This window comes from Spongiactinospora sp. 9N601, from assembly GCF_044326295.1.
Lineage (GTDB): Bacteria > Actinomycetota > Actinomycetes > Streptosporangiales > Streptosporangiaceae > Spongiactinospora > Spongiactinospora gelatinilytica.
Genome location: NZ_JBIRBB010000012.1, coordinates 128,286 through 152,375, shown reverse-complemented (window position 1 = coordinate 152,375; position 24,090 = coordinate 128,286). Strand labels below are relative to the sequence as shown.

24 protein-coding genes and 1 tRNA gene are annotated in these 24,090 nt (G+C 72.3%); 12 read left to right on the top strand and 13 right to left on the bottom strand.

Translation table 11 applies throughout. The annotated features are described in order from the left end of the window. Positions 1-102 precede the first annotated feature (102 nt). From ACH34R_RS27855 to ACH34R_RS27845, 3 genes are all read right to left on the bottom strand, one after another. The gene (locus ACH34R_RS27855; RefSeq protein WP_397564490.1) at positions 103-297 is read right to left on the bottom strand and encodes a ferredoxin; all 195 of its coding nucleotides are present in this window, start codon (positions 295-297) and stop codon (positions 103-105) included. A gap of 36 nt (positions 298-333) precedes the next feature. Further along, a complete protein-coding gene (locus ACH34R_RS27850) occupies positions 334-1,539 on the bottom strand; it encodes a cytochrome P450 (RefSeq protein ID WP_397564489.1) in 1,206 nt (401 codons plus the stop codon). A 160-nt stretch (positions 1,540-1,699) separates the two neighbouring features. Then, positions 1,700-2,665 carry a ketopantoate reductase family protein gene (locus ACH34R_RS27845; RefSeq protein WP_397564488.1) on the bottom strand — a complete coding sequence of 322 codons (966 nt, stop codon included), beginning with the start codon at positions 2,663-2,665 and terminating at the stop codon, positions 1,700-1,702. A gap of 90 nt (positions 2,666-2,755) precedes the next feature. Here ACH34R_RS27845 and ACH34R_RS27840 point away from each other — a divergent pair, with 90 nt between their 5' ends. After that, a complete protein-coding gene (locus ACH34R_RS27840) occupies positions 2,756-3,343 on the top strand; it encodes a TetR/AcrR family transcriptional regulator (RefSeq protein WP_397564487.1) in 588 nt (195 codons plus the stop codon). 193 nt (positions 3,344-3,536) lie between these two features. On the opposite strand, the gene ACH34R_RS27835 is transcribed toward ACH34R_RS27840, so the two are convergent. Next, entirely contained in the window at positions 3,537-4,991 is a 1,455-nt protein-coding gene (locus ACH34R_RS27835) for a DUF3352 domain-containing protein (RefSeq protein ID WP_397564486.1), read from the bottom strand. Between the two features lie 45 nt (positions 4,992-5,036). On the opposite strand from ACH34R_RS27835, the gene ACH34R_RS27830 reads away from it, so the two are divergent. The 9 genes from ACH34R_RS27830 to ACH34R_RS27790 all read left to right on the top strand — a co-directional run bounded on the left by ACH34R_RS27830 (position 5,037) and on the right by ACH34R_RS27790 (position 11,844). Continuing rightward, positions 5,037-5,318 (top strand): hypothetical protein, encoded by a 282-nt coding sequence (locus ACH34R_RS27830; RefSeq protein WP_397564485.1) that lies wholly within the window; start codon positions 5,037-5,039, stop codon positions 5,316-5,318. Positions 5,319-5,558: 240 nt separating this feature from the next. After that, on the top strand, positions 5,559-6,407 hold the full coding sequence (murI, locus tag ACH34R_RS27825; RefSeq protein ID WP_397564484.1) for a glutamate racemase: 849 nt from the start codon (positions 5,559-5,561) through the stop codon (positions 6,405-6,407). Positions 6,408-6,419: 12 nt separating this feature from the next. Further along, positions 6,420-7,172, top strand: coding sequence for an MBL fold metallo-hydrolase (locus ACH34R_RS27820; protein ID WP_397564483.1), 753 nt, complete (start codon positions 6,420-6,422; stop codon positions 7,170-7,172). A gap of 5 nt (positions 7,173-7,177) precedes the next feature. Further along, positions 7,178-7,897: a ribonuclease PH gene (rph, locus tag ACH34R_RS27815; RefSeq protein WP_111166329.1), complete on the top strand. Its 720-nt coding sequence runs from the start codon at positions 7,178-7,180 to the stop codon at positions 7,895-7,897. Further along, a complete protein-coding gene (gene rdgB, locus ACH34R_RS27810) occupies positions 7,894-8,493 on the top strand; it encodes an RdgB/HAM1 family non-canonical purine NTP pyrophosphatase (protein WP_397564482.1) in 600 nt (199 codons plus the stop codon). Before rph ends, rdgB begins: the two co-directional genes overlap by 4 nt. 47 nt (positions 8,494-8,540) lie before the next feature. Further along, positions 8,541-10,175 carry a molybdopterin-dependent oxidoreductase gene (locus ACH34R_RS27805; protein WP_397564481.1) on the top strand — a complete coding sequence of 545 codons (1,635 nt, stop codon included), beginning with the start codon at positions 8,541-8,543 and terminating at the stop codon, positions 10,173-10,175. A gap of 59 nt (positions 10,176-10,234) precedes the next feature. Continuing rightward, a complete protein-coding gene (locus ACH34R_RS27800) occupies positions 10,235-10,630 on the top strand; it encodes a YbaB/EbfC family nucleoid-associated protein (protein ID WP_397564480.1) in 396 nt (131 codons plus the stop codon). A gap of 99 nt (positions 10,631-10,729) precedes the next feature. After that, a complete protein-coding gene (locus ACH34R_RS27795; RefSeq protein ID WP_397564479.1) occupies positions 10,730-11,578 on the top strand; it encodes a toxin glutamine deamidase domain-containing protein in 849 nt (282 codons plus the stop codon). Next, a complete protein-coding gene (locus ACH34R_RS27790) occupies positions 11,575-11,844 on the top strand; it encodes a hypothetical protein (protein WP_111166324.1) in 270 nt (89 codons plus the stop codon). The genes ACH34R_RS27795 and ACH34R_RS27790 overlap by 4 nt, the downstream gene beginning before the upstream one ends. 10 nt (positions 11,845-11,854) lie before the next feature. Here the strand turns inward: ACH34R_RS27790 and ACH34R_RS27785 are convergent, their stop codons facing one another. The 6 genes from ACH34R_RS27785 to bcp all read right to left on the bottom strand — a co-directional run bounded on the left by ACH34R_RS27785 (position 11,855) and on the right by bcp (position 18,365). After that, on the bottom strand, positions 11,855-14,359 hold the full coding sequence (locus ACH34R_RS27785; protein WP_397564478.1) for an ABC transporter permease: 2,505 nt from the start codon (positions 14,357-14,359) through the stop codon (positions 11,855-11,857). Further along, positions 14,353-15,114, bottom strand: a complete 762-nt coding sequence (locus ACH34R_RS27780) for an ABC transporter ATP-binding protein (protein WP_397564477.1) — start codon at positions 15,112-15,114, stop codon at positions 14,353-14,355. Before ACH34R_RS27780 ends, ACH34R_RS27785 begins: the two co-directional genes overlap by 7 nt. Before the next feature lie 140 nt (positions 15,115-15,254). Next, complete coding sequence (locus ACH34R_RS27775) at positions 15,255-15,932, bottom strand: response regulator (protein WP_397564476.1); 678 nt, start codon at positions 15,930-15,932, stop codon at positions 15,255-15,257. After that, positions 15,929-17,131: a sensor histidine kinase gene (locus ACH34R_RS27770; protein WP_397564475.1), complete on the bottom strand. Its 1,203-nt coding sequence runs from the start codon at positions 17,129-17,131 to the stop codon at positions 15,929-15,931. The genes ACH34R_RS27775 and ACH34R_RS27770 overlap by 4 nt, the downstream gene beginning before the upstream one ends. A gap of 450 nt (positions 17,132-17,581) precedes the next feature. Continuing rightward, positions 17,582-17,655: transfer RNA gene (locus ACH34R_RS27765), tRNA-Leu, on the bottom strand. Positions 17,656-17,888: 233 nt separating this feature from the next. After that, complete coding sequence (bcp, locus tag ACH34R_RS27760) at positions 17,889-18,365, bottom strand: thioredoxin-dependent thiol peroxidase (protein ID WP_111166320.1); 477 nt, start codon at positions 18,363-18,365, stop codon at positions 17,889-17,891. A gap of 151 nt (positions 18,366-18,516) precedes the next feature. On the opposite strand from bcp, the gene ACH34R_RS27755 reads away from it, so the two are divergent. Together ACH34R_RS27755 and ACH34R_RS27750 are read left to right on the top strand one after the other, a co-directional pair. Beyond that, positions 18,517-18,876, top strand: a complete 360-nt coding sequence (locus tag ACH34R_RS27755; RefSeq protein WP_397564474.1) for a DUF3618 domain-containing protein — start codon at positions 18,517-18,519, stop codon at positions 18,874-18,876. An 873-nt stretch (positions 18,877-19,749) separates the two neighbouring features. Then, positions 19,750-20,367 carry a DUF6286 domain-containing protein gene (locus ACH34R_RS27750; RefSeq protein WP_397564473.1) on the top strand — a complete coding sequence of 206 codons (618 nt, stop codon included), beginning with the start codon at positions 19,750-19,752 and terminating at the stop codon, positions 20,365-20,367. A gap of 12 nt (positions 20,368-20,379) precedes the next feature. On the opposite strand, the gene ACH34R_RS27745 is transcribed toward ACH34R_RS27750, so the two are convergent. From ACH34R_RS27745 to ACH34R_RS27735, 3 genes are all read right to left on the bottom strand, one after another. Next, positions 20,380-20,586 carry a hypothetical protein gene (locus tag ACH34R_RS27745; protein ID WP_397564472.1) on the bottom strand — a complete coding sequence of 69 codons (207 nt, stop codon included), beginning with the start codon at positions 20,584-20,586 and terminating at the stop codon, positions 20,380-20,382. Between the two features lie 22 nt (positions 20,587-20,608). Further along, positions 20,609-22,429 carry a hypothetical protein gene (locus tag ACH34R_RS27740; protein WP_397564471.1) on the bottom strand — a complete coding sequence of 607 codons (1,821 nt, stop codon included), beginning with the start codon at positions 22,427-22,429 and terminating at the stop codon, positions 20,609-20,611. 274 nt (positions 22,430-22,703) lie between these two features. Then, entirely contained in the window at positions 22,704-24,080 is a 1,377-nt protein-coding gene (locus tag ACH34R_RS27735) for an L-serine ammonia-lyase (RefSeq protein ID WP_111171295.1), read from the bottom strand. Between the last annotated feature and the right edge of the window lie 10 nt (positions 24,081-24,090).

Here is a 24,090-nt window from a genome sequence, read left to right as displayed (position 1 = left end):
CGCTCAAGCGCGAGAAGAGGCAGATCGTCCAGGAGAACGCACGCGCCCGTACCCGAACCGCAGAACACCACCCGTATCCACGCCGGCCAGATCCGGGTCGACTCACTCTTCCAGGGAGAGGGCCTGGCCAGGGCACACGTGCACCGCTTCGCGGGCCTTCTCGACCAGCTCGCCCTCTGGTGTCGCGTTCAGCACGATGACCGTGGCGTCCTCCTCGCTCTGGTCGAACAACCCGGGCTCGGTGAGCACGCACTGCCCGGCACCGACGCACCTGCGGGTGTCCGCGATGATTTTCATGGCCCTGTCCTCCTGAGGTGGATGGCAGTTCGTCCGCTACCAGGTCACCGGGAGCCGGTACAGGCCATAGATGTTCGCGTCGTCCTTGAACGGCAGCTCGTCGATGTCCATCGCCGGCTTCAGCGTGGGGACGCGGCCGAACAGCGTGTCGAACACGATCTGCAGCTCCATCCGAGCCAGGTTCTGGCCCAGACACTGGTGCGGCCCGAACCCGAACGCGACGTGGTGGCGCGCGCCGCGCTCGATGTCGAGCTGGTCCGGGTTCTCGAACGCTCGCGGGTCACGGTTGGCCGAAAGACCGAGCGCCAGCACTCCTTCGCCGGCGCGGATCGGCTGCCCGCCGACCTCGACGTCCTCGACGCACAGCCGGGCCGTCGCCGCGTCGATGATCGTGAAGTACCGCAGCATCTCCTCGACCGCGTTGAGCGTTCTGCCCGGGTCGGCCTTGATCATCGCGAGCTGCTCCGGATTACGCAGGAACGCCACGGTCGACAGCGAGATCATGTTCGCCGTCGTCTCGTGGCCGGCCACGAGCAGCAGGAAGCCCATGCCGGCCAGTGCCGTCCGCCGGTAGGCGCCGTTCGCGCGCAGCTTGACGATCTGCCGCCCGAGCAGGTCGTCCGGCGGGTTCTTTTCCTTCTCCGCGACGAGGTCGGTCATGTAGCCCTGGATGGCCCCTATGGCCGCCCCCCGCTCTTCGGGCGGCGTTGACTGCTTGATCACCTTCACCGTGTGCTCCTGGAAGAACTCATGGTCGGCGTAGGGCACACCCAGCATCTCGCAGATCACCAGTGACGGGACCGGCAGCGACAGCGAGTCCACCAGGTCACCGGGCCGCGGCCCGGCCAGCAGCGCGTCGACCTGCCCGTCGACGATCTCCTGGATCCGCGGCCGCAGCGCCGCCAACCGGCGCACCGTGAACTCGCCGAGCACCGCCCTGCGCGCCGGCCCGTGCTCGGGCGCGTCCATCGCGATCAGGAGGCGCTCCTCGTCCGGCCGCCGGGACGCCGCCTCGCCCTTGACCAACTGCGGGAAGTCCGGATGCTGCCGGTCGGCGCTGAACCGCCGGTCGTTCAACACGGTTCGCACGTCTTCGTGGCGGCTGACCACCCAGGCCCACCCGCCGTCGGGCAGGCGAACCCGCGAGACCGGCTCTTCTTCGCGGATCTCTTCGTACGCCGGCGGCGGCGCGAACGGGCACGTACGGGCCATGGGGAACTCGTGCTTCTCGGCGGTGGTCATGACTTTTCCTTCCACGACGTCACGGACAGGCGATAAGAGGTCGGACAGCGAAAAACGGCGTGCGAACGGCAGTTGTCCGGCCGGTGCGGCCGGGTTCGGCTCTGGGATGCCGCGGGCCAAGGAGCCGTAATGGATCAACGGGACCGGCCCATCGGTGAATTCAGGCTCGACTCGTCCCCTCACGGGTGAAGTGCGGTTCCGCCGCTTCCAGTCGCGGTACCGAGACGCCCAACCGTCGCGCTTCCGCCAGGGTGTCCCGGCAGACCTCACGCGGCTCCTCGGCCTCGGGGTCGGAGTGCGCCGCGAAATTCACGCGCACGGGCGCGAAATGAGCCGTCAGCCAGGCGAGCACGGGGGCCGTCAGCCAGGTGGGCGCACGGAACATGAGCACACCGCCCCGATGACGTCGCAGGTCAACGCCGCGCGCGGTAAGGAGCGGCAGCAGCTCGCGGCCGGCCAGCAACCCCTCGCGCAGGTCGCCGGTCGCCCCGGCCAGCTCGGACAGGGAACCCAGCCGCAGGCCCTGCGAGAACAGGCCGGCATCCGACACGAAGTGGATCCACAGCCAGCCGCGGAAGTCAGGCTGCTCCTTGATCCGGAGCCCGGCCTCGCGAAACGCCTGGCGCACGGCCCGCTCGCGTTCGGTCGGGGGCCGGCCGAGGGTGCCGAAGACGACCGACGGCAGCAGTGTCCCGCGGAGTACGCCGTCCGCGCCGAAACCGCCACCGGCCTGGGGGAAGCCCCAGGCGATCTGGTCGAGAGGGAGTGCGCCGACCGCGGCCGGCGGCTCGGTCCAGATGTTGCCGAAGACCAGCACCGTGGCCTGCCCGACACGCGGGGACAGGAAGGCCGTCGCCTCCGCGAGGCGGTGGTGCGGCACGCTGAGTACGATCAGGTCGAAGTCGTGGTCCGGTTCCAGCGCCTCGCGGTAGCGCACCGGCCACTTCTGGACGACACGTTGCCCCCGCACCCGGCGCCGCGTATCGATCAGGTCGAGGTCCACTGCGTCTCCGTACGTCGCCGTCCGGCCGGGCCGGACGTAGAACTCGACGTCGTGTCCCGCCTGTTGCAGGGCCCAGCCGTAGATGGTGGCGATCACGCCTCGGCCGAACATCACGATCTTCACGCTGCACCTCGTGGGGTACGATCGATTTGGAGGCTATCTCCACTTTCGAAAATATGGAGGTTATCTCCATTTGTCAACGCGAGGTAGCGCATGACCGCCGACAAGCCGCTGCGGGCCGACGCCCAGCGCAACCGCGATGTCCTGATCGCCAAGGCACGAGAGGTCTTCGACGCCGGCGACTTCTTCGACCTGCGCTTCGATGACTTCGCCCGCCTGGCCGGAGTGGGCACCGGCACGCTGTACCGCCACTTCCCCACCCGCGAGGCACTGGCCGAGGCGGTCTACCACGGGGAGGTCGCCGCGCTGTGCGACCGCGCCCGCCGGCTACAGGGCGCGCTGCCCGCGGCGGAGGCTTTGGCGACCTTCCTGCGCGGCATGGTCGACCACATAGCCGCCCATGCGGGCCTGGCCCGGACGCTGGCCACGCTCATGGCCGATCGCTCGGGTGCCCGCGCCGAGGGCGGCCGGGCGCTGGAGCAGGCCGTCACCGACCTGCTGGCCGCCGCCGTGCGGGACGGCACCGTACGCGACGACGTGGATACCGGTGCCGTGATGATGGCGCTGCACGGCATCAGCGCGGCTCATGACCGCCCCGATTGGCGGGCCGAGGCCGACGATGTCATCACCCTCGTGCTGGACGGGCTGCGCCGAAGGCGGGACTGCTCTAACCCTGTGTAGCGCGCTGTGGTGCGACGGCTTTGTGTCAGCGACACCCTGCCTGCTGACATGAGTATCGCCGCACCGAGTCTGACCGATCAACGACCGTTCACACCCGGCCGGCCCCCATCAGAGCCTTGGCGGGCCGGGAGAAAAGGAGATCCCCCGGGCCGGCCGTGGCCGGGCGGGGGATCTTCCCTTTGTCAGGGGCGGGTCAGTTGAACAGGACGCGGAGGGAGAAGGTGGCCTCCTCCGCCGTGGACTTGCCGCTCAGGCCGACCGCGCGCAGCACCTTGGCGTTGGCCTGGTCGTCGCCCTGAAGGGTGGGCAGGTAGAGCCGTTCGGCCTTGTCGAGGTCCACGTAGATCGCGAAGCCGGCCGCGCCGGCGTCGGGGACCGCGAGCTTGAAGCTCTCGCTGTCGCCGAGCGTGCCCGCCTGGGCGAGCTGCTGGGCGTACTCCTGGGTGGAGGCCAAGACCAGCACGCCGTCGCCGGTGGCCTTGCCGAGCTGCGGGGCGCCCGCGCCCTGCGCGGCGAGAAGCTGCTCGATCTTGCTCACGATGCCCTGCGCCTTGGCCGTGTCGGTGACGATGCGGGCGCCGACCTTCGGCTGGTTGTTGTCGAGGCCGCTCTCGTCCACCGCCACGGTGAGGTTCTTGCCGAGCAGGGTGGCGACGTCGTCGGGCAACGTCACGCCGCTCTGCTGTGCGGCGGTCAGCATCTGCTGGAAGGACGGGGTCGAGGCCAGCATGGACTGGTACTTCGGCCACTGCTTGGTGAACATGTCGCCGAGCCCGGAGATGGACACCGCGCCGAGCGTGGAGGCGGGCAGGTCGGCGACCCGGGCCGCCTCGCTCTCGGCGGGCATCAGGTCCTTGGCGCCGCGCAGCAGACCGGCCAGCTCGACGTACTGCGAGTCGAACCGCAGCGCGCCCGCCATCCGGGTGCCCGCGAGCTGCTTGAGCACCTCCTGCTCGCTTCCGTCCAACTGGCCGGACAGCTTGCCGACCTGCTCGACGTCCATCCAGAAGGACAGTACGCCCTGCTCGCCCACCGCGCCGATGTCGCCGGTGAAGTTGGCGTTGTCGGCCAGCGTGGGAGCCTGGGCGGACTGGTCGACCGTCGCCTGCGACTCGGCCAGCAGCGCGTAGTCCTCGCGGAAGGCGATGCCGTACTTGTCGCCGGCCATCAGCTTCTCGATGCCGGTACGCGCGGCCTCCTGGTCGGTGACCTGCACGGCGATCACCGGCGTCGGCGTCTCCGAGCCCGCCGCCGGGGGCAGCGCGGCGACTCCGATGCGCGAGCCGAGCCAGGGCTCGACGTCCTTGGCGTAGTCCAGCTTGGCGAGGTCGGAGTCGTCCTTCTTCAGCGACTCGAACAGCGCCTTGCGCGGGTCCTCGCCGGTGAAGCTGTCCTTGGTGACGGTGAACTTCCTGGCGATGCCGAACAGCGCGAGCTTCTGGTTGGCCGCCGGGTCGAGGTCCAGGCGCAGGTAGCCGATGGCGCTCTGGGGCAGCACCTCGTGCGGCTGCTTGCCGCCGCCGCTCAGCAGGCTGGCGGCGTAGACACCGCCGCCGCCGATCAGCGCCACCACCAGCGCGGCGATGGCGGCGATCAGCCAGGTCTTCTTGCTCTTACCGCCCCCCTTGCCGCCCTCCGCAGGGCCCATCACCTCGGCGTTGCCCTGCCAGGACGGCTGGCCGTACTGCTGCTGTTGCTGGCCATAGGGCTGCTGCCCGCCGTACTGCTGCTGCTGTTGCTGACCATATGGTTGCTGGCCGTACTGCTGTTGCGGCTGCCCGTAGGGCTGCTGAGGGTACGGCTGGCCCTGCTGGTCCTGCTGGCCTTGTTGTCCATAGGGCTGTTGCTGGCCGGGCTGGCTCTGCTGCCCATAGGGCGGTTGCTGCCCGTAGCCCTGTTGCGGCGGGTATGGGGGCTGCTGTCCTTGTTGGGGGCGGTACGCCACGGTTCGTTGGGGATCCTGCTCGTCGGGTGACGGCGGACCTGAGGGGTAGTTGGCAGACATACTCACTCACACGTCTGGATTCTGGGCGATACAGACGGTAGCCCACATCAGTAGCGATCCACTTGCAGTGAACTATCTTTCTGATCGCCGCATCTAACCTCAAATGGGGCCAAGTTCGGCCCGAACCGGTCCGAAATGAGGCGAGGACCACACCCGTACTGCGCACTAATTCACTGAGGGATCACCACCGCTGGCCTAACCTTGGGAAACGTGGCGGGCCAGAGCATCGGGATCTTCGACAGTGGTGTGGGCGGGCTGACGGTCGCACGGGCGATCATCGATCAGCTTCCCCGGGAGTCCATCCTCTACGTGGCGGACACCGCCCGCCAGCCGTACGGCCCGCGGCCGATCGCCGAGGTGCGTGAGTTCGCCCTTCAGGTGATGGACCACCTCGTCGAGCACGACGTGAAGATGCTGGTCATCGCCTGCAACAGCGCCAGTTCCGCGGTGCTGCGCGACGCCAGGGAGCGCTACCGGGTGCCCGTGGTGGAGGTCATCCAGCCCGCCGCCCGGCGGGCGGCGCGGGCCACCAGGAACGGCAAGGTCGGCGTGATCGGCACCCGGGCCACCATCGAGTCGATGGCCTACGACGACGCGTTCGCCGCCGCGCCGCACATCCGGCTGACCGGGGTGGCCGCCCCGCGGCTGGTGGAGTTCGTGGAGCGCGGCGAGACCATGAGCGACCGCCTGATCGAGGTGGTCAGGAGATACCTGCGGCCGATCCTCGCGGACGGCTGCGACACGCTGATCCTCGGCTGCACCCACTATCCGCTGCTGACCGGCGCCATCGCCTATGTGGCCGGCGACGCGGTGACGCTGGTGTCGAGCGCCGAGGAGACCGCCAAGGACGTCTATCGCACACTGCACGACCGTGGCCTCGCCGGCGACGCCGAAACCCCGCGTCACCGGTTCAAGACGACCGGCGACGCCAGGCTGTTCGGGCGGCTGGGCCAGAGGTTCCTCGGGCCGGAGATCACCTCAGTCGAGGCCGCGAGCATCGGCGGGGAGATCGCCGCCGGGGTCATTCCGCAACCGGAGCGACGCACCGCTCCTCGTTAGGAGACCGCCGCCATGAAGTTGACCATCATCGGATGCTCGGGGAGCTTCCCGGGGCCGGACAGCCCGGCCTCCTGCTACCTGCTGGAGGCCGAGGGCTTCCGGCTGCTGCTCGACCTCGGCAACGGCGCGCTCGGCGCGCTGCAACGCCACATCGGCCTGTACGACGTGGACGCCATCTGCCTGTCACACCTGCACGCCGACCACTGCCTGGACCTCTGCTCCTACCACGTCGTCCGCACCTACTCGCCGCGCGGCCCGCTGGCCCGCGTCCCGGTCTACGCCCCCGCCGACGCCCCGCGCCGGATGGCCGCCGCCTACGGCATGCCCGACGAGCCCGGCCTGGAGACCGCCTTCGACTTCGTGCCGCTGCGCCCCGGCGTACGCGAGATCGGGCCCTTCCAGGTGTCCACCGCGCTGATGAACCACCCGGTCGAGACCTACGGCTTCCGCGTCGCCCACGGCGGCCACGCGGTGGCCTACTCCGCCGACACCGGCGAGAGCGACGGGCTGGTCGAACTGGCCGCCGGAGCCGACGTACTGCTCTGCGAGGCGTCGTTCCTGGACCAGCCGGGGGCGCCCGGCGGACTGCACCTGAACGGCCGGCAGGCGGCCGAGCACGCCGCGCGGGCCCAGGTGGACACGCTGGTGCTCACCCACCTGGTGCCGTGGTTCGACCACGCCAGGATCGCCGAGGACGCGACGCGCGGCGGCTTCGACGGAAAGATCGACCTGGCGCGGAGCGGCGCCGCCTATCCCCTAGGGTGAGCGTTATGGCACGCGCAGACGGACGCACACCCGACCGGCTCCGACCGGTGAAGATCACGCGCAACTGGCTGGACAACGCCGAGGGCTCGGTGCTGGTCGAGTTCGGCGGCACCAGGGTCCTGTGCGCCGCGACCGTCCAGGACAGCGTGCCGCGCTGGCGCAAGGGCAGTGGCCTGGGTGGCTGGGTCACCGCCGAGTACGCCATGCTGCCCCGTGCCACCAACACCCGCTCCGACCGCGAGTCGGTGCGCGGCCGGATCGGCGGCCGGACCCACGAGATCTCCCGCCTGATCGGCCGTTCCCTGCGTGCCTGCGTGGACACCAAGGCGCTCGGCGAGAACACCATCCTGCTGGACTGCGACGTCCTCCAGGCCGACGGCGGCACCCGTACCGCGGCGATCACCGGCGCGTACGTGGCGCTGGCCGACGCCGTCCGGTGGATGCGCAAGCGCCGGATGACCCCCGGCGACCCGTTGATCCGCTCGGTCGCCGCGGTGTCGGTGGGCGTGGTGAACGACGTCCCGATGCTCGACCTCTGTTACACCGAGGACGTCGCGGCCGACACCGACATGAACGTCGTGGTGACCGGCACCGGCGACTTCGTCGAGGTGCAGAGCACGGCCGAGGGCACGCCGTTCGACCGTAAGCAGCTCGACCGGCTGCTGGACCTGGCGGTGGCCGGCTGCGCCGAGCTGACCGAGTTGCAGCGGCAGGCCCTGGCGTGAGCCGCCTGGTCCTGGCCACCCGCAACCCCGGCAAGATCGCCGAGCTGCGGCGCATCCTGGCCGACGCTGGGCCGGCGGTGACGCTCGTCGGGCTGGACGACTTCCCCGAGATCGGCGAGATCGCCGAGACCGGGCTGACCTTCGCCGAGAACGCGCTGATCAAGGCGCACGCGGTGGCCCGCGGCTCGGGGCTGCCCGCCGTCGCCGACGACTCCGGCCTGTGCGTGGACGCGCTGAACGGCATGCCCGGCGTGTTCTCCGCGCGCTGGTCGGGGCGGCACGGCGACGACGCCGCCAACCTCGACCTGCTGCTCGCCCAGATCGGCGACGTCCCGGACGGCCGGCGGGGTGGCCACTTCGCCTGCGCCGCGGCGCTGGCGCTGCCCTCGGGGCAGGAGCGGGTCGTGGAGGGCACGCTGGAAGGCGTGATCATCGACGCGCCCCGGGGGAGTGGCGGGTTCGGCTACGACCCGATCTTCGTCCCCAAGGGGGAGACGCGCACCACCGCCGAGCTGTCGCCCGCCGAGAAGGACGCGATCAGCCACCGTGGCCGCGCGTTCAGAGCGCTCGCCCCGGTCGTCTCCGAACTGCTGTAACCATCGCGTAAGGTTCTTCTCCCGGCGCCGGGCGTAGCGTCGGTGTCGTGCATAGCGATGAGAGGCGGGCCGCCGTGCCCGCATGGGCCGCGGTGCTGTGCGGCCTCACGGCGGGCGCGGTGGCGCTGGGCGTGGCCGCGACGGCGGCCGGGCTGGTCGATCCGGCCGCGTTCCCGGTGGCCGCGGTGGGCAACACGCTGGTGGACGTCTCACCCGGCCCGCTGAAGGACTGGGCCAACCGCACCTTCGGCAGCAGCAACAAGGCCGTGGTGATCGCGGGGGTGTCCGTGCTGCTCGCGCTGGGCGCGGCGGGCATCGGCCGGCTGGTCCGGCGGCGCGGCCTGCCGTACGGCCTGGCGGGGCTGGCGGCCTTCGGCGCGCTCGGCCTGGCCGCGGTGCTCACCCGTCCGGGCGCCTCCGCCGTGGACGCCGTGCCCACCCTGCTCGGCGTACTCGCCGGTGGCCTGACGCTGGCACTCCTGGACCGCCGCGCCCTGACCGCCGTGGCGCCCATGCCCGGTACCCCCGCCACGCCCGGTGCGCCTACGGCGTCCGGCGAGCCCGATCACGAGGGCGAACGGCCTGCGGTGATGCGGGCCGGTGGACCGGCCCCCGGGTTCGACCGGCGGGCGTTGCTCGGCGGCGTGGCCGGTGGCGTCGTGCTGGCGGGCGCCGGCGGCGTGGCCGGGGCGCTGCTCGGCGGGCACAGGGCGGTGGACGCCGCGCGGAACACCCTCGCCCTGCCCCGCGCGGTGCGCCCCGCCACCCCGCTGCCCAGGGGCGCCGACCTCCGCATCCCCGGGCTGTCGCCGTTCGTCACGCCGAACTCCGACTTCTACCGCGTGGACACCGCGTTCGTCGTGCCCAGGGTCGATCCGCGGGACTGGACGCTGCGCGTCCACGGCATGGTGGACCGCCCGGTCGAGATCTCCTTCACCGACCTGCTCCGGCGGCCCCTGGTCGAGGCCGACGTCACGCTCACCTGCGTTTCCAACGAGGTCGGCGGCCCCTACGTGGGCAATGCCCGCTGGCTCGGCGTCCGGATGGCCGACGTGCTGCGCGAGGCCCGGCCGCACGCCGGGGCCGACATGCTGCTCAGCACCTCGGCGGACGGCTGGACCTGCGGCACGCCGCTTGAGGTCGTACTGGACGGCAGGGACGCGCTGTTCGCCGTCGGCATGAACGGCGAGCCGCTGCCCACCGAGCACGGCTTCCCGGTGCGCCAGGTCGTCCCGGGCCTGTACGGGTACGTCTCGGCGACCAAGTGGGTGGTGGACGTCAAGGTGACCCGGTTCGACCGGGACACCGCCTACTGGACCTCGCGCGGCTGGGCGGCCGAGGGGCCGATCAAGACGCAGTCGCGGATCGACGTGCCGGCCTCGGGCACGGCGGTGCCGGCCGGTCGCACGGTGATCGCGGGAGTGGCCTGGGCCCAGCACAGAGGCGTGGCGGGCGTGGAGGTCAGGGTGGACCGCGGCGAGTGGCGGGAGGCGCGGCTCGCCGGCACTCCCGGCCCGGACACCTGGCGGCAGTGGTCGATCGAGGCGGACCTGCGGCCGGGCGGGCACACGATCGCGGTCCGCGCCACCGACGGCACCGGCCGCACCCAGCCGGCCCAGACCGCCCCGCCGGTCCCGGACGGTGCCTCCGGTTACCATGTGCTCGAAATTACCGCAACCTGAACTCCATGTTAGGCCAGGCCGGAAAGCGGGAAATTGTCGAAGGTCCGCTTGGTGAAGACGTGGGAGTAAGGGAGGCCGCGCCGATGGGCTACGAGCCGGTACCGCCGGCGGAAGCGGACCTGACCCGGATGATGTCGTCGCTCGACGAGCAGGCCGCGAGGTTCGGCCGGGTCGGCAGGGATCTGGCGGAGACGCGCGGCAACGGCGAGTCGGTGGGTGGACTCGTGGGGGTGGAGGTGTCGTCCTCGGGCACCTTGGTCGGCGTGCGGATCGAGCCGGGCGCGCTGGGGCTGGGCGCGGAGGCCCTGGCGCAGGCAGTGCTGCGGGCCGCCAAACGCGCCGAACACGACGTCGCCGAACGCGCGAACCAGGCTCTCGGGCCGCTGGTCGGCGGCCAGAACGGGGAGGTCCCGCCCCCGGCTGAGACCACACGGTCCGACCACCGCACCGGCTGACCACCACACGCCACGGATCGGCCGAACATCCCACGCCGGGCCGGACCATCGCCCTACCATCGGCCTTTGCGGACCGGTCAGCGTGACGGAGGGGGAACGGTGTTCGGTGATCCGCGCACCCGGGGCAGACACGCCTGGCGGCTGCCTCCGGGCGGCTACAACCCGGTCGTCGCCGCCGACGGCCGGCGCTGGCGCGACTACGAGACGGCGGCCGAGACCTGGCCCGAGTACGAACCGGCGGCCGAGGCCGACGTCCTCGACGCGGGCCCGTCCAGGACGGTGCCGCCGCCCGCCACCGCCCCGCGCCACGGGCCCGACTGGTTCGACCGGGCCACCCGGCCGCCGCCGCTGCCCGCCGCCCGGCCGTACGGCGCGCCCGGCGGGCTGGCCAGGCCCGACCCGCCCGCCCAGCACGACCTGCGCGCGGCCGTGCCCACCGACGAGACGGGCAGGCCCAGGCGCTTTCCCGATCCGCGCGGCACCTGGATCCGCCTGATCAACGGCGACGGGCCCGTGGACGACCCGTTCCGCACCACCAACGCGGTCGACTGCGCTCTTGCCACACTGTCCACCTGGCACGGCGAGCCCGAGGTCGCCGCGCCGCGCAGGCCGGAGTACGGCCCGGCGGGCCGGCCGGTCCTCACCGGCGAGACCAGGGGCGTGGTGCGGGCCGAGTCGTGGCTCGGCCACCGCTTCGAGTACGTCGGGCAGGGCCGCCGCGCCTACGCGGCCATCGGGCGCAGGCTGCTGACCGGCGGCCACGGCGCCGCCGCCATGCTGATCACCCGCTGGACCAGCGGCGGCGCGCACGCCTGGAACGCCGTCAACTCGCGCGGCGAGGTGATCTGGATCGACGCCCAGCGCGGCCACATGGCGGTGGAGCCGCCCTACGCCGACGTGACCGGCGTCTTCTGCGTGGTGATCGACCGTGAGGGGCGGCGGCGGTGAACCTCGACCTGGCCAGAGCCGTGGCCGAAGACTACTTCAACGGCGGCCACCCCCTGGACCGGCCGCGCGAGGTCGCCATCCACGCGTTCCGCGACGGCTACGTCGCCTGGGTCCGCGAGCCCGAGGCCGCTGACCCGAGCGTGCTGCCCGACAGCGCGGGCGGCGGCTGCATCGTCATCGACGGCGCGACCGGCGAGATCGTGATCCGGCCGCTGCTCAGCCCGGAGACCGTCGCCGAGCAGTGGCCGGGCCGCAGCCCGCGCTGAGGGGCGCGGCTCACGTCTCCGACAGCGCGGCGGTGATCCGGGCACGCGCGGCGCGGCGGGCGGGCAGCACCGCCGCCAGCACCCCGGCCAGCCCGGACAGCGCCACGAAGGTCAGTACCTGACCCACCGGAGGCGCGTAAATCGGATCGGCGAACATCGTCTGGATCGCCGCCCAGCCGAAGACCATCCCGAGCGCCACCCCGACCAGCGCCCCGATCAGGCCGAGCACCAGCGCCTCCACCGACAGCATGAGCCGCAACTGCGGGCGGGTCAGGCCGAGCGCGCGCAGCAGCGCCGACTCCCTGGTCCGCTCGTGCACCGACAGCGACAGCGTGTTGGCGATGCCGAGCAGCGAGATCAGGATCGCCAGCCCGAGCAGCCCGGTCACCACCATCAACTGGGTGTCCAGCGCCTCGTCGAACTGGCCGCGTATGTCGGTCGAGGCCGCCACCCGCACCGCCGGATACGGCCGCGCCGCCTCCTCAAGGACCTTCCTGGCGCGGTCGGGGTCGGCCCCGGGGGCGACGTCCACCATGATCTGCGCGTCGCCGGACACGTCGAAGTACCGGGCGAACTCCGCGGGCGGCATGACCAGCGGGGGCAGCGGGGTCGCGTTCGCGTCGAAGGTGGCGGCCACCCGGAGGGTGACCGGCTCGCCGGGTTCCCCGCCCTTGTCGGGGGTCAGCGTGAGCGTGCCGCCCGGCCGTATGCCGAGCCCCTCGGCGGCCAGCACCGACCCGGGGGCCAGGCCGCGCGCCGAGCCTGACGACGCCGACACCTCCAGCGGCCCTTCGTAGGCGCCCACCGTGCGCCTGGCCTCCCGGCCGCCGAGCGTGACGGCCGTCTCCGCCTGCCGGACCCGCACCAGCGAGGCCAGTTCGGGACGGCCGCGCAGCCCGTCGCCGACCCCCGAGGGGATGTGCGAACCCTCCCGCTGGGTGCTCAGCATGAAGTCCACCGGGAACTGCTCTTCCAGCTTGTGGTTGTAGTTCGCCCGGATGCTGCCGGTGAGTACGGCCATCATGGTCATCAGCGTCACCCCGATGGTCAGCGCGATCGTGGTGGTCGCCGAGCGCCTGGGGTTGCGCCGGGAGTTGTCCACCGCGAGCCGCCCGGGGACGCCGAACAGCCGGGCCGGCGGCCACCCGGCGACCGCGCTCAGCGGGCGGACCAGCACCGGCCCGATCACCAGCACGCCGAGGAACGTCACCATCCCGCCGCCCATCACGGTGAACAGCGCCGCCTCGCCAGGGCCCAGCACGGTCACCGCCACCGTCGTGATCGCGGCCCCGGCGGCGAGCAGCAGCCCGGCCGCGACCCGTCGTACGGTACCGGCGCCCGGCCCGTCCACCGCGGCCTCCGGCTGCGTGCGCAGCGCCGCCACGGGCGGGACCCGCGTGGCGGTCCGGGCGGGCAGCACCGCCGCGCCGACCGTCACCAGCACGCCGACCGCGAGGCCCACCGTGATCGTGCGCGGGGCCAGCGCCACGGTGCCGGTCGGCAGCGGCACGTCCATGCCCTCGAGTACGGCCAGCGCCGCGCCGCCCATCCCCAGCCCGGCCAGCAGCCCGAGCGCCGAGCAGACCACACCGACCAGCGCCGACTCCAGCAGCACCGACCCGAACACCTGCCGCCGGGTGGCGCCCACGCAGCGCAGCAACGCCATCTCCCTGGTCCGCTGGGCCACCAGGATGGCGAACGTGTTGTAGATCACCAGCGCGGCCACCAGCATCGCGACCACGCCGAACAGCAGCAGCCCGAGCGCGATGAACTCGGCGCTCGCGCCGTTGGCCGCGATCAGGCGGTCGGCGAGCGCCTTGCCGGTCAGCACCTCGGGTCCGGCCCCGGTCGCGGATGCCACCGCGGCCCGCAACCGGTCGGCCGCCACGCCGGGGGCGGCCTTGACGTCGATCTCGGCGTACCCCTTGACCCCGGTCATGGCCCGCGCGGTCGCCGCGTCGAAGCCGACCGCCCCGAAGTAGGCCAGCTCCTGGTCCACCCCCACGTCGAACAGCCCGGTCAGCCGGAACCGGTGTGGCGCGTCCTTCTGGTCCAGGACCGTGATGGCCTGCCCGACCGCGAACCCGCGCAGCCGGGCGGTGTTCTCGTCCAGCACCGCCTCGCCGGGGCCGCGCGGCGCGGCTCCCTTGGTGACGGAGACCCGGGAGTCGATCGACATGCCGCGGGTGGGGTGGTCGCCGACGGTCTTGCCGTCCCTGCCGACCAGCGCGGCCGTGCCGCGGATCAGGCCGTCGGCGGAGGCGACGCCGTCCACCTGGCGGACCTTCGCGAGCGTCCGGTCCGGCAGTACCACGGGTTTGCCGCCCGGCGGCGGCAGTACCACCACGTCGATCGAGTCCGCCGCCGCCCCGAAGGACCGGGAGATCCCGGCCTGGATGGTGTCGGTCAGCACGAACGTCCCCGCGATGAACCCCACGCCGAGCGTGATCGCCACCGCGGTCAGCATCAGCCGCAGCCGGTGCGCGCGCAGCCCGGCGAGCGTCGTCCTCAGCATGGCGTGCCCTCCAGGCTCACCAGCGTGTCCAGCACGGTCTGCGGCGTCGGCGCGGTCAGTTCACGCACCAGCAGGCCGTCACGCAGGAACACCACCCGGTCGGCGTAGGAGGCGGCCACGGGGTCGTGGGTGACCATCACGATCGTCTGCCCCAGTTCGCGTACCGACGTGCGCAGGAACGACAGCACCTCTGCGCCGCTGCGGGAGTCCAGGTTGCCGGTCGGCTCGTCGGCGAAGATCACCTGCGGGCGGGCGGCCAGCGCCCTGGCCACCGCGACCCGCTGCTGCTGCCCGCCGGACAGTTCGGCCGGGCGGTGCCCGAGCCGGTCGCGCAGCCCGACCGTCTCCAGCACGCGGTCGAGTAGCGCCCGGTCCGGCTGCCGCCCGGCGATCTGGAGGGGCAGCAGGATGTTCTGCTCGGCGGTGAGGGTGGGCAGCAGGTTGAAGGACTGGAAGACGAACCCGATCCGCTCCCTGCGCAGCATCGTCAGCCGCTTGTCGTCCAGGCCGGTGATCTCCGTACCGCCGATCCGCACCGAGCCCGACGAGACCGTGTCCAGCCCGGCCAGGCAGTGCATCAGGGTGGACTTCCCGGACCCGGACGGCCCCATGATCGCGGTGAACGCCCCGGCGTCGAAGGAGACGTCCACTCCGCGCAGCGCGTGCACGGCTGCGTCGCCCCTGCCGTACACCTTGGTCAGCCCGCTCGCGGTCACGGCGGCGGCGGCCGTCGTACGGGCTTCGGTCGTGCTCACGACATCACTCCTCGGATTTGTGAAACCGAGAACAACGCTATGAGCGGGAACGACGCCCGCCATGGGCCGCGCGGATGGACCTCGGGTGCGCCGTTCGGGGAGCTTTCTGGCCCCGTTGCGACATTAGGGGCAGTCCGGGGTCAGCCTTTCGGCTGATCGCGCGCCGGTTCGGCGGGGACGACCAGTCCCGACTCGTACGCGTAGACCACGACCTGCGCCCGGTCGCGCAGTCCCAGCTTGGCCAGCACCCGGCCCAGGTGCGTTTTCACCGTCGCCTCGGCCAGGGTCAGCCGGTCGGCGATCTCGGCGTTGGACAGGCCGCGCGCGACCAGCAGGAGCACCTCGCGTTCGCGCGCGGTCAGCCCGGCGGCGGCCGGCCGCTCACTGATGTCGTCGGGCAACTGCGCCACGAACCGCTCCAGCAGCCGCCGGGTCGTGCTCGGGGCGACCACGGAGTCACCGGCGTGCACCGACCTGATCGCGCTGACCAGGTCCGCCGGCGGCACGTCCTTCAGCAGGAACCCCGACGCGCCCGCCTTCAGCGCGGCGAACGCGTACTCGTCGAGGTCGAAGGTCGTCAGGATGAGCACCCGCGGCCCGTCGGCCGCGCAGATCGCGCGGGTGGCCTCCACGCCGTCCATCACCGGCATCCGGACGTCCATCAGCACCACGTCGACCTCGGTGTGCCGGGCGGCCTCCACGGCGGCCGCGCCGTGACCGGCCTCGGCCACCACCTCGATGTCCGGCTGCGCCCCGAGGACCATCCGAAACCCGGCCCGCAGCAACTCCTGGTCGTCCACCAGCATCACCCGGATCATGTCGCCCCCGCCGTGGTGGTGTCGGCCACCGGCAGGGTGACGTGGACGTGAAATCCGCCGCCGGGGCGGGGGCCGGTGTGGACCCGCCCGCCGTACATCGTCACGCGTTCGCGCATGCCCACAAGACCGTGACCGCCGGCGTTGCCGCCGCCCGCGAGCGGCGCGCCCGCGCCCCTGCCGTCGTCGGACACGACCAGGGTGATCTCCCGCGGGCCGTACTCGATCTCCACGGTCGCGCCCGCCTCCGGGCCACCGTGTTTGAGCGTGTTGGTCAGCGCCTCCTGCACGATCCGGTAGATCGTGAGCTGTTCGCCCGCGGGCACCGCGCCCGGCTCGCCCGACACCCGCACCTCCACCGGCAGGCCCGACGCCCGCACCTGCGTGATCAGCTCCCCGATCTGGTCCAGCCCCGGCTGCGGCGCGTACTCCTCCGGCGGCCCGCCGTCCTGGCGCAGCACGCCGACCAGCCGGCGCATCTCGGCCAGCGCCTGCCGCGCGGTCGCCGAGATCGTCTGCACGGCCCGCCGCGCCTGCTCGGGGTCGCCGTCGATCGTGTACGCCGCGCCGTCGGCCTGCACGACGATCACGCTCACGTTGTGCGCCACCACGTCGTGCAGCTCCCGCGCGATCCTGGCCCGCTCGGCCGCCGCCGCGATGAGGGCCTGCTGGTCGCGCTCCCGCTCGGCCCGTTCCGCACGCTCCTCCAGCCCCTCCAGGTAACGCCTGCGCGTGTTGGCGTAGATTCCGGCCAGCCAGATCGCCACCACGAACACCGACCCGCTGGCGAACGCCGTCACGCCCCGGTCGTTCCACCCGCCCATCGCCAGCCACACACCGAACTCCGCCACCATCGCCGCGGCCACCGACCACCGCAGGGTGTGACGCACGGCGACGGTGTACATCGCGATCAGCACCGAGATGTTGGCCACCACCGCCTCGAGGCCCGCCGCCCACTGCCCGAAACTGAGCGTCGCCACCACCGCGAACACCACGCGCGGCCACCTGCGCCGCCAGAACAGCGGGAGCAGCAACACCGTGGTCAGGGTCAGGTAGCCGACCTGCACGAACCCCCGCCCCCCGGCCGGACTGAGGGTGTGGATCGGCGCCGACAGGTAACAGTAGAACGCCAGGGGCGCCACCCAGATGAAGTCGTACACCATGGGGTGGCGTTCGCCCCATGCGCGCAGTCCGCCGAACACATCCCCACGATACGTAGCGTCCGAGACCGCGCGTTCCCCCTTGCGGCGGACCTTTGGGATACGACCTAGGTCGCATGTCACCGGCCCTTACGCGGCCCTTATGGCCGGTCGGGCAAAGTGGTCATCGGGAGCGCCTCTTCGGGGCGGTAAAGGGAGTTCTGAATGGCGGAGCGCGCCGATGCCGGGTCGCGTGGCGGTGAGGACGCGCCGCGCGACCCACGGCGATCATGAGCTGAGATCCGCCCGCAGGCCGGGCCGGCCTGCTTCTGCCGCTTCACCGATGGTCTGAGTGCGCCGATCGCGGACCGCCTTCGGGTCGGCATGCGCTTCGGGCCGGCATGTGCTCCAGCGTGCGGCCTGGCCAATCCGGCCGGGTATGCCGGGAAAGGCGCCGGGGGATGGCCGACGTCGCCGGGAAGGGCCGGGAAGGCGCGTTTTCTCACTTCGTCGTGGGGCCGCCGGGATTCGAACCCGGACTGTACGACACCTAAAATCGCCGCCTCCTGCCGTTGGGCTACGGCCCCTTTCTCAGTTGTGGTTTCCCGGGAAATCCTCGTCGTTGACCGAAGATCCCCCTCGATCTTACATGCCAGGCCCACCAGTGGCACACCGCCCGCTGTCAGAGCGCATCGACGCAGGTCAGAGCCCTGATAGACCGATGGGGGCGCAGCCTGCCGCTCGGCCGGGCCGGCGGCGGACGAGGGCCGCCGCCGGGCCGCTAATTCCGGGCTACGAAAACGCACCGAATAGGGTGGGTTCAGGAAACACCGAGCTTCTTGGAAAGACTCGCCACGTGCCCCGTCGCCTTCACGTTGTACAGGGCGGTGGCCACCTTGCCGTCGGCGTCGATGACGAATGTGGACCGGATCACACCGACCATGGTCTTGCCGTACAGCTTCTTCTCGCCGTACGCGCCATAGGCTTTGTGCACCGCGAGCTCCGGGTCGGACAGCAGCGGGAAGGTCAGCGCGTCGCGCTCGGCGAACTGCGCGAGCTTGGCGGGCTTGTCCTTGGAGACGCCGAGCACCTCGTAACCGGCGTCGGCGAGCGAACCGAGGTTGTCGCGGAAGTCGCAGGCCTGCTTGGTGCACCCAGGGGTCATCGCGGCGGGGTAGAAGTAGAGGATCACCTTTTTTCCGCGCAGGGACGCGAGGGACACGCTGGAGCCGTCGGCGGCGGGCAACGTGAACTCGGGTGCGGCGTCGCCCGGTGCGAGCCGGTTGTCGTCGGCCACGGGTCCTCCTTGGCGGGGCGCGTCACGGACGGGCCGGACGCGGGAAGATGGATGGAATGAGGTCGAGGCCAACTTACCGGCACGCCCAGCGTGCCGGGTGGGGGTGCCACCTGAAAGACTGATCGCCGTCGACGGCGACGAGAGGAGAGCCATGGCGGACATCGACCCGGATGAGCTGGAGCGGACGATCGAGCGCACGCGCGCCGACCTCGCCCGCACGGTGGACGCCATCGCCGACCGGGTGAGCCCGCGCCGGGTGGCCGAGCGCGGCGTGGCGAGAGTGCGGGCGAACGCCGAACACCTCCTCTCCACGGTCGGCTCGACGGTCGGCGACGTGGTGGGCCTGGCCGGGCCGCCCCGCCCGGCACTCGGTCCCGACGAGGGCGAAGGGCCGGACGACCTCTGGGTCGATCGCGAGCGGGCGCGCGAACTGGCCCCGGTCCTGATCGGCGTCGGCGCGGTCCTGGTGGTCGGCGCCGCCATCATGCTCTGGCGCCGCCGCCGCCGCTGAACCACCACCGCCACCGACCCCGTCCCTGCCCCCGGCAGAGCACCCCCGGCCACTCCACGCTCCCACCCGGCCGCCATACCCGCGTGCGCCCGACCCGCCGTACACCGCATAGCCGGCCGCACTCCTGCGGGCCACGTACTCCTGTGGGCGGCCGTACTCCCGTGTGGAGGCCCCGACTCCCGTATAGGGCCGTACTCGCCTGCGGTCGCCGCGCTACTGCCCGGTCTGCCGCCCTCCGGCGTGACCGCCGTACACCGCGTAGCCGGCCGTACTTCTGCAGGCCGCGTACTCCTGTCGGCGGCCGAACTCTCGCGTGAAGGCCCCTCCGTGGGGGCCGCACTCTTGCCCTGCCGTCGTACACCGCCTCGCCGACCGTACTCCTGCGGGCCGCGTGCTCCTGTGGGCGGCCGTACTCCCGTGTGGAGGCCCCGACTCCCGTATGGGGCCGTACTCGCCTGCGGTCGCCGCGCTACCGCCCGGCCTGCCGCCCTCCGGCGTGACCGCCGTACACCGCGTAGCCGGCCGTACTTCCGCAGGCCGCGTACTCCTGGCGACGGCCGAACCATGTGGAGGCCCTGCGGTGGGGGCCGCACTCTTGCCCAGCCGTCGTACACCGCCTCGCCGGCCGTACTCCTGCGGGCCGCGTGCTCCTGTCGGCGGCCCTGCTCCCGTGTGGAGGCCGTACTCTCGCCCGGCCGCCGTACGTCGGGTGGTCAGCCGTGTTCCCTACGGCCGCGTACTCCCGGTGACGCCCGTTCTCTCGTGCGGGTGGCCGGGGCGTGCGTAAATTCTGGTCCGGTCGTGTTCCCCGATCGCGCAAGCGGGTGGTTCGTCCCCGCCGTGGCGGGGTGGGGCGGTGTAGCTGTGTTCGCCGTGACGACTTCGCCGGAGCAGACCATCGACCGTGCGCCCCCCGAAGGCGACGAGGAGCGCCACGATGCCGCGCGGGCCGCGGCGCGGGCGTTGCGGCCGACCCGGGCCCCCGCGGGCATCGCCATGGCCGCCGGGCTGGCGGCGGTGTCGCTGCTGGCCGCCGCCGAGGCGGTCGGGGCGGTGCTGGGCGCGCCGCCGCGGGTCGTGCCGTTCGACCGGATCGTGGCCGCGCTGGACGCGCGGACGTGGTCCGATCCGTTCGTGCAGGCCGGGGCGGCGGCCATGGCCGTGCTCGGCGGCGTGCTGCTGGCGGTCGCGGCACTGCCCGGCCGTACCCGCTTGGTGCCCGCCGAGACCCGCGACCCCCTGATCGTGGTCGGGTTCACGCGCGCGGGGCTGCGCCGTACGCTGCGGACCGTCGCCGAGGGCGTCGCCGGAGTGGACCGGGCGCGGGTGCGGCTCGGCCGCGGGCGGATCGAGATCATGGTGGTCACCGGCGCGGAGCGCCCGGCCACGCTGCTGCGGCAGGTCGGCGCGGCCGTCGGGGACCGGCTGGCCGCGCTGGGCGCGTCCGGCGCGGGCGAGGTCGTGGTACGGCTGCGCGGGACCGGTGGCTGACCGGATGCGCGCCTACCTCGGCAACCGGATCGGCCTGGCCCTGGTCGGCCTGCCCACCCTGCTCGGCGGCGGGTACGCGATCCTGCGCGGACGCGGCCTCCTGCCCGGGCACCCGCGCGGCGACCGGCTGCCCGCCACGCCGTTCGCCGAGACGGTCGCGGCGGACGGGCGGCTGCGCTGGCTGCTGGCCTTCGCGCTGGTGACGCTGGCCATGGTCACCCTGCGCTGGCTGGTACGGGCGCTAGGCCGGGGGCGGCTGGGACGACGGGCCGGGTCCGCGGTCGCGATGATCGGTGTGGGGCTTAAAGAAGTCGAAGGACTCCGCCGTATCCGGGTCAGGGTCGTCGGAGACGAGCGGCTGCGGATCGGCCTGGCCTGCGCGCCAGACACGGATGTCCGCCGTCTGGTCGCCGCGCTGGACGGCGGGGTGGTGGGCCGTGTGCGGCGGGCGGTTCGGGACGACGGGCTTCCCGCGCTGGTGCGCCTGCATGTCCGCCGCCGATAGCGGCGGTCCGGCGTGCCTGCCCTCGGGACGGCGGGTCGGCAGCGGCGCCGCCTCGACCTTGGGCAGCGGGGCGGTGATCTCCTCCGACGGCAGCGGGGTACGGGCCGGTAGCGTTCGCCCGGGCTGCCGTGAGGCGACCGTGACCTCCTCGGTCTCCTCCTCCGGCGGCGGGGCCTGCTCGCGCGCCTCCGGCTCCCCGCGCCCCGGCCGCCTGGCGAAGGCCAGCCCGGCCGCCAGGCACGCGAACGGCACCGCGGGGACCACATAGCGGTGGTCGAAGGCCGCGATGAACGGCGGCAGCGCCAGCAGCGTCACCGCCACCGCGAACGGCGTCAGCACCACCCCGCCCAGCCGCCTGATCCGTACCAGCACCCCGGCCAGCCCGGCCAGCAGGATCACCCCCAGCAGCGGCCCGCGCAGGTACCCCTGCTCCTGATAGACCCGCAGCCACCCCGCGTACGGCTCGGTCACCGCCACATCGCCCGGCCGCCCCTGGTAGGCGGTGGTGATCTCGCTCGCGCTCCGGTCGCGCGAGGCCGGCTTGGCGGGGTCGAACGGCGGGATCGAGCGGGGGAAGACGTACGCGCTCTGCGGCCCCTTGACCGGATAGACCCTGCGCTCCCAGGCGAAGATCGACGCCACGTCCAGCGCCCCGGTGCGCAGGAAGTCGGCCGGCTGCGCCATGATCGTCCGGGTGGCGAACGACGCGGCCAGCGCGTTGCGGTCCAGCCCGTTCAGCGCCTTGCTGTTGTAGGGGGAGTCGCCGCTCCAGATGTACTGCGGCGGCGTGAGCCGCCGCCCCAGCGGCTCGCGCGGGCACAGCGCGGCCTCCGGCTGCGGCGGGCGGACCTTCGCGCAGTCGGCGAACGTCATCACGCGCGCCCACAGGAAGACGTTGCTGCGGGTGAGGGCCAGTTGGCCGTGTTCGGCGCGGAACCACAGGGCGTACCCGCCCAGGCCCAGCGCGGCGGTCAGCGCGGTGGCCAGCACGGCCTTCCAGCCCGCCCGGGTGAGCAGCATGGCCACCACCACGACCGCGACCAGCGCGAGCCCGACCGTCCTGGTGACGGTGGCCGCGGCCAGCAGCAGCCCGGCGGTGAGGGCCATCCACACCGCGGGACGCGGTCGCCACATCACCAGCGTGACCGCGGCGAGGGCCAGGAAGGTGAACAGCAGATCGGCCATGACCAGGTGTTCGAGCTGCACCTGGTGGACGTCCAGCAGCACCGGCGCGGCGGCCAGTGCCCCGGCCCACCCCGGCAGCCCGGCCCGCCGCCTGACCAGCGCGTACACGCAGACGGCCATGGCCAGGCCGAGCACATGCTGCACGGCGGTGACCAGGGCCACGCTGGAGAACGGCGAAAGCGCCCACAGGAACAGCGCATAGCCCGCCGGGCGCGACTCCAGGGGCCGTGGGTCCAGCGCCGCGTTGAGATAGGCGAAGGAGTCGGCCCAGAACCACAGCGCGGGCTGATACCCGAGCATCGCCACCGCGCGCAGCCCCGTCCCGGCGATCAGGACGAGAAGGAACACCCAGTGGGCGCGGAGAAACGCCACTCCAGCCGCCTCCTGCTGGTCTGCCGCGCGGGGTCGGAAAAGACCCCGCGCGGGGTCGCCGGCCGTACCGGCCCCGGTCAGGTCAGGCGCACCATCCTAGACAATGAACGTATTTCGCCCGGCCGTTTGCATCAGGTCCGGCCATGTTTCATCGACTTCGGACGTGACCCGATGTCATGACCCAATGTCCGGCTGACCCGGCCGCAACGGTTCTGACCTGCGAAGACCATCGAAAGGCGGATTCATTCGGCGTAATGGGCACCGCCGGGAAATCTCAGCACTCGATCACATTGACGGCCAGCCCGCCACGGCTGGTCTCCTTGTACTTGTCGAGCATGTCGCGCCCGGTGTCCTTCATGGTCTTGATCGCCCGGTCCAGGTGGACGAAGTGACGGCCGTCGCCGCGCAGCGCGATGCGGGCGGCGGTGATGGCCTTGATGGAGGCCACCGCGTTCCGCTCGATGCACGGGATCTGCACCAGGCCGCCGATCGGGTCGCAGGTGAGCCCGAGGTTGTGCTCGATGCCGATCTCGGCCGCGTTCTCCACCTGCTCGGGGGTGCCGCCCAGGACCTCGGTCAGGCCGGCGGCGGCCATCGAGCAGGCCGAACCGACCTCGCCCTGACACCCGACCTCCGCGCCGGAGATCGAGGCGTTCTCCTTGAACAGCACGCCGATCGCCCCCGCGGTGAGCAGGAAGCGGACCACGCCGTCGTCGTCGGCGTGCGGCACGAACCTGTCGTAGTAGGTGAGCACCGCGGGAATGATCCCCGCCGCGCCGTTGGTGGGGGCGGTGACCACGCGCCCGCCCGCGGCGTTCTCCTCGTTCACGGCCAGGGCGAACAGCGTCACCCAGTCCATGATCTGCATGGGGTCCTTCTCGCTGGTCTCCGACGACAGCCGCACGTGCAGCCGGTGCGCGCGCCGCTTGACCTTGAGCCCGCCGGGCAGTATGCCCTCGGTGGCGCAGCCGCGCCGCACGCAGGCGGACATGACGCCCCAGAGTTCGAGCAGCCGCTCGCGGATCTCCAGCGGGCCACGGCCGAAGGCCCGCTCGTTCTCCAGCATCAGGCCGGAGATCGACAGGCCGGTCTCGGCGCAGTGCGCGAGTAGTTCGGCACCGGTCGAGAAGGGGTAGGGCAGCTCGGTGTCGTCGGGCTTGATCCGGTCGGCGCCGGTGGCGTTCTCGTCCACCACGAACCCGCCGCCCACCGAGTAGTAGACCTTCTCCCGTAGCGGCTCGCCGTCCTTGCCGAAGGCGGTGAACCGCATGCCGTTGGGGTGGTGCGGCAGGGAGATCTTGCGCTCGAAGACCAGGTGGTCGCCGACGACGAAGGGGATCTCCCGCTTGCCGTACAACGGGACGGTGCCCGAGCCGCGCATCGCGGCCAGCCGGTCGTCGATGGAGTCGACGTCGACGAGCTCGGGCTTCTCACCGGCCAGGCCCAGCAGGACGGCCTTGTCGCTGCCGTGGCCCTTGCCGGTCAGGCCGAGCGAGCCGTAGAGGACGGCACGGACGTTCGCCACCCGCTCCAGCAGGCCGTCCTCGTAAAGGCCGCGGGCGAACTTGTGAGCGGCGGCCATCGGCCCGCCCGTATGCGAGCTGGACGGGCCGATACCGATCTTGAACAGGTCGAAGACGCTGATCGCCATCGAGGGGGCC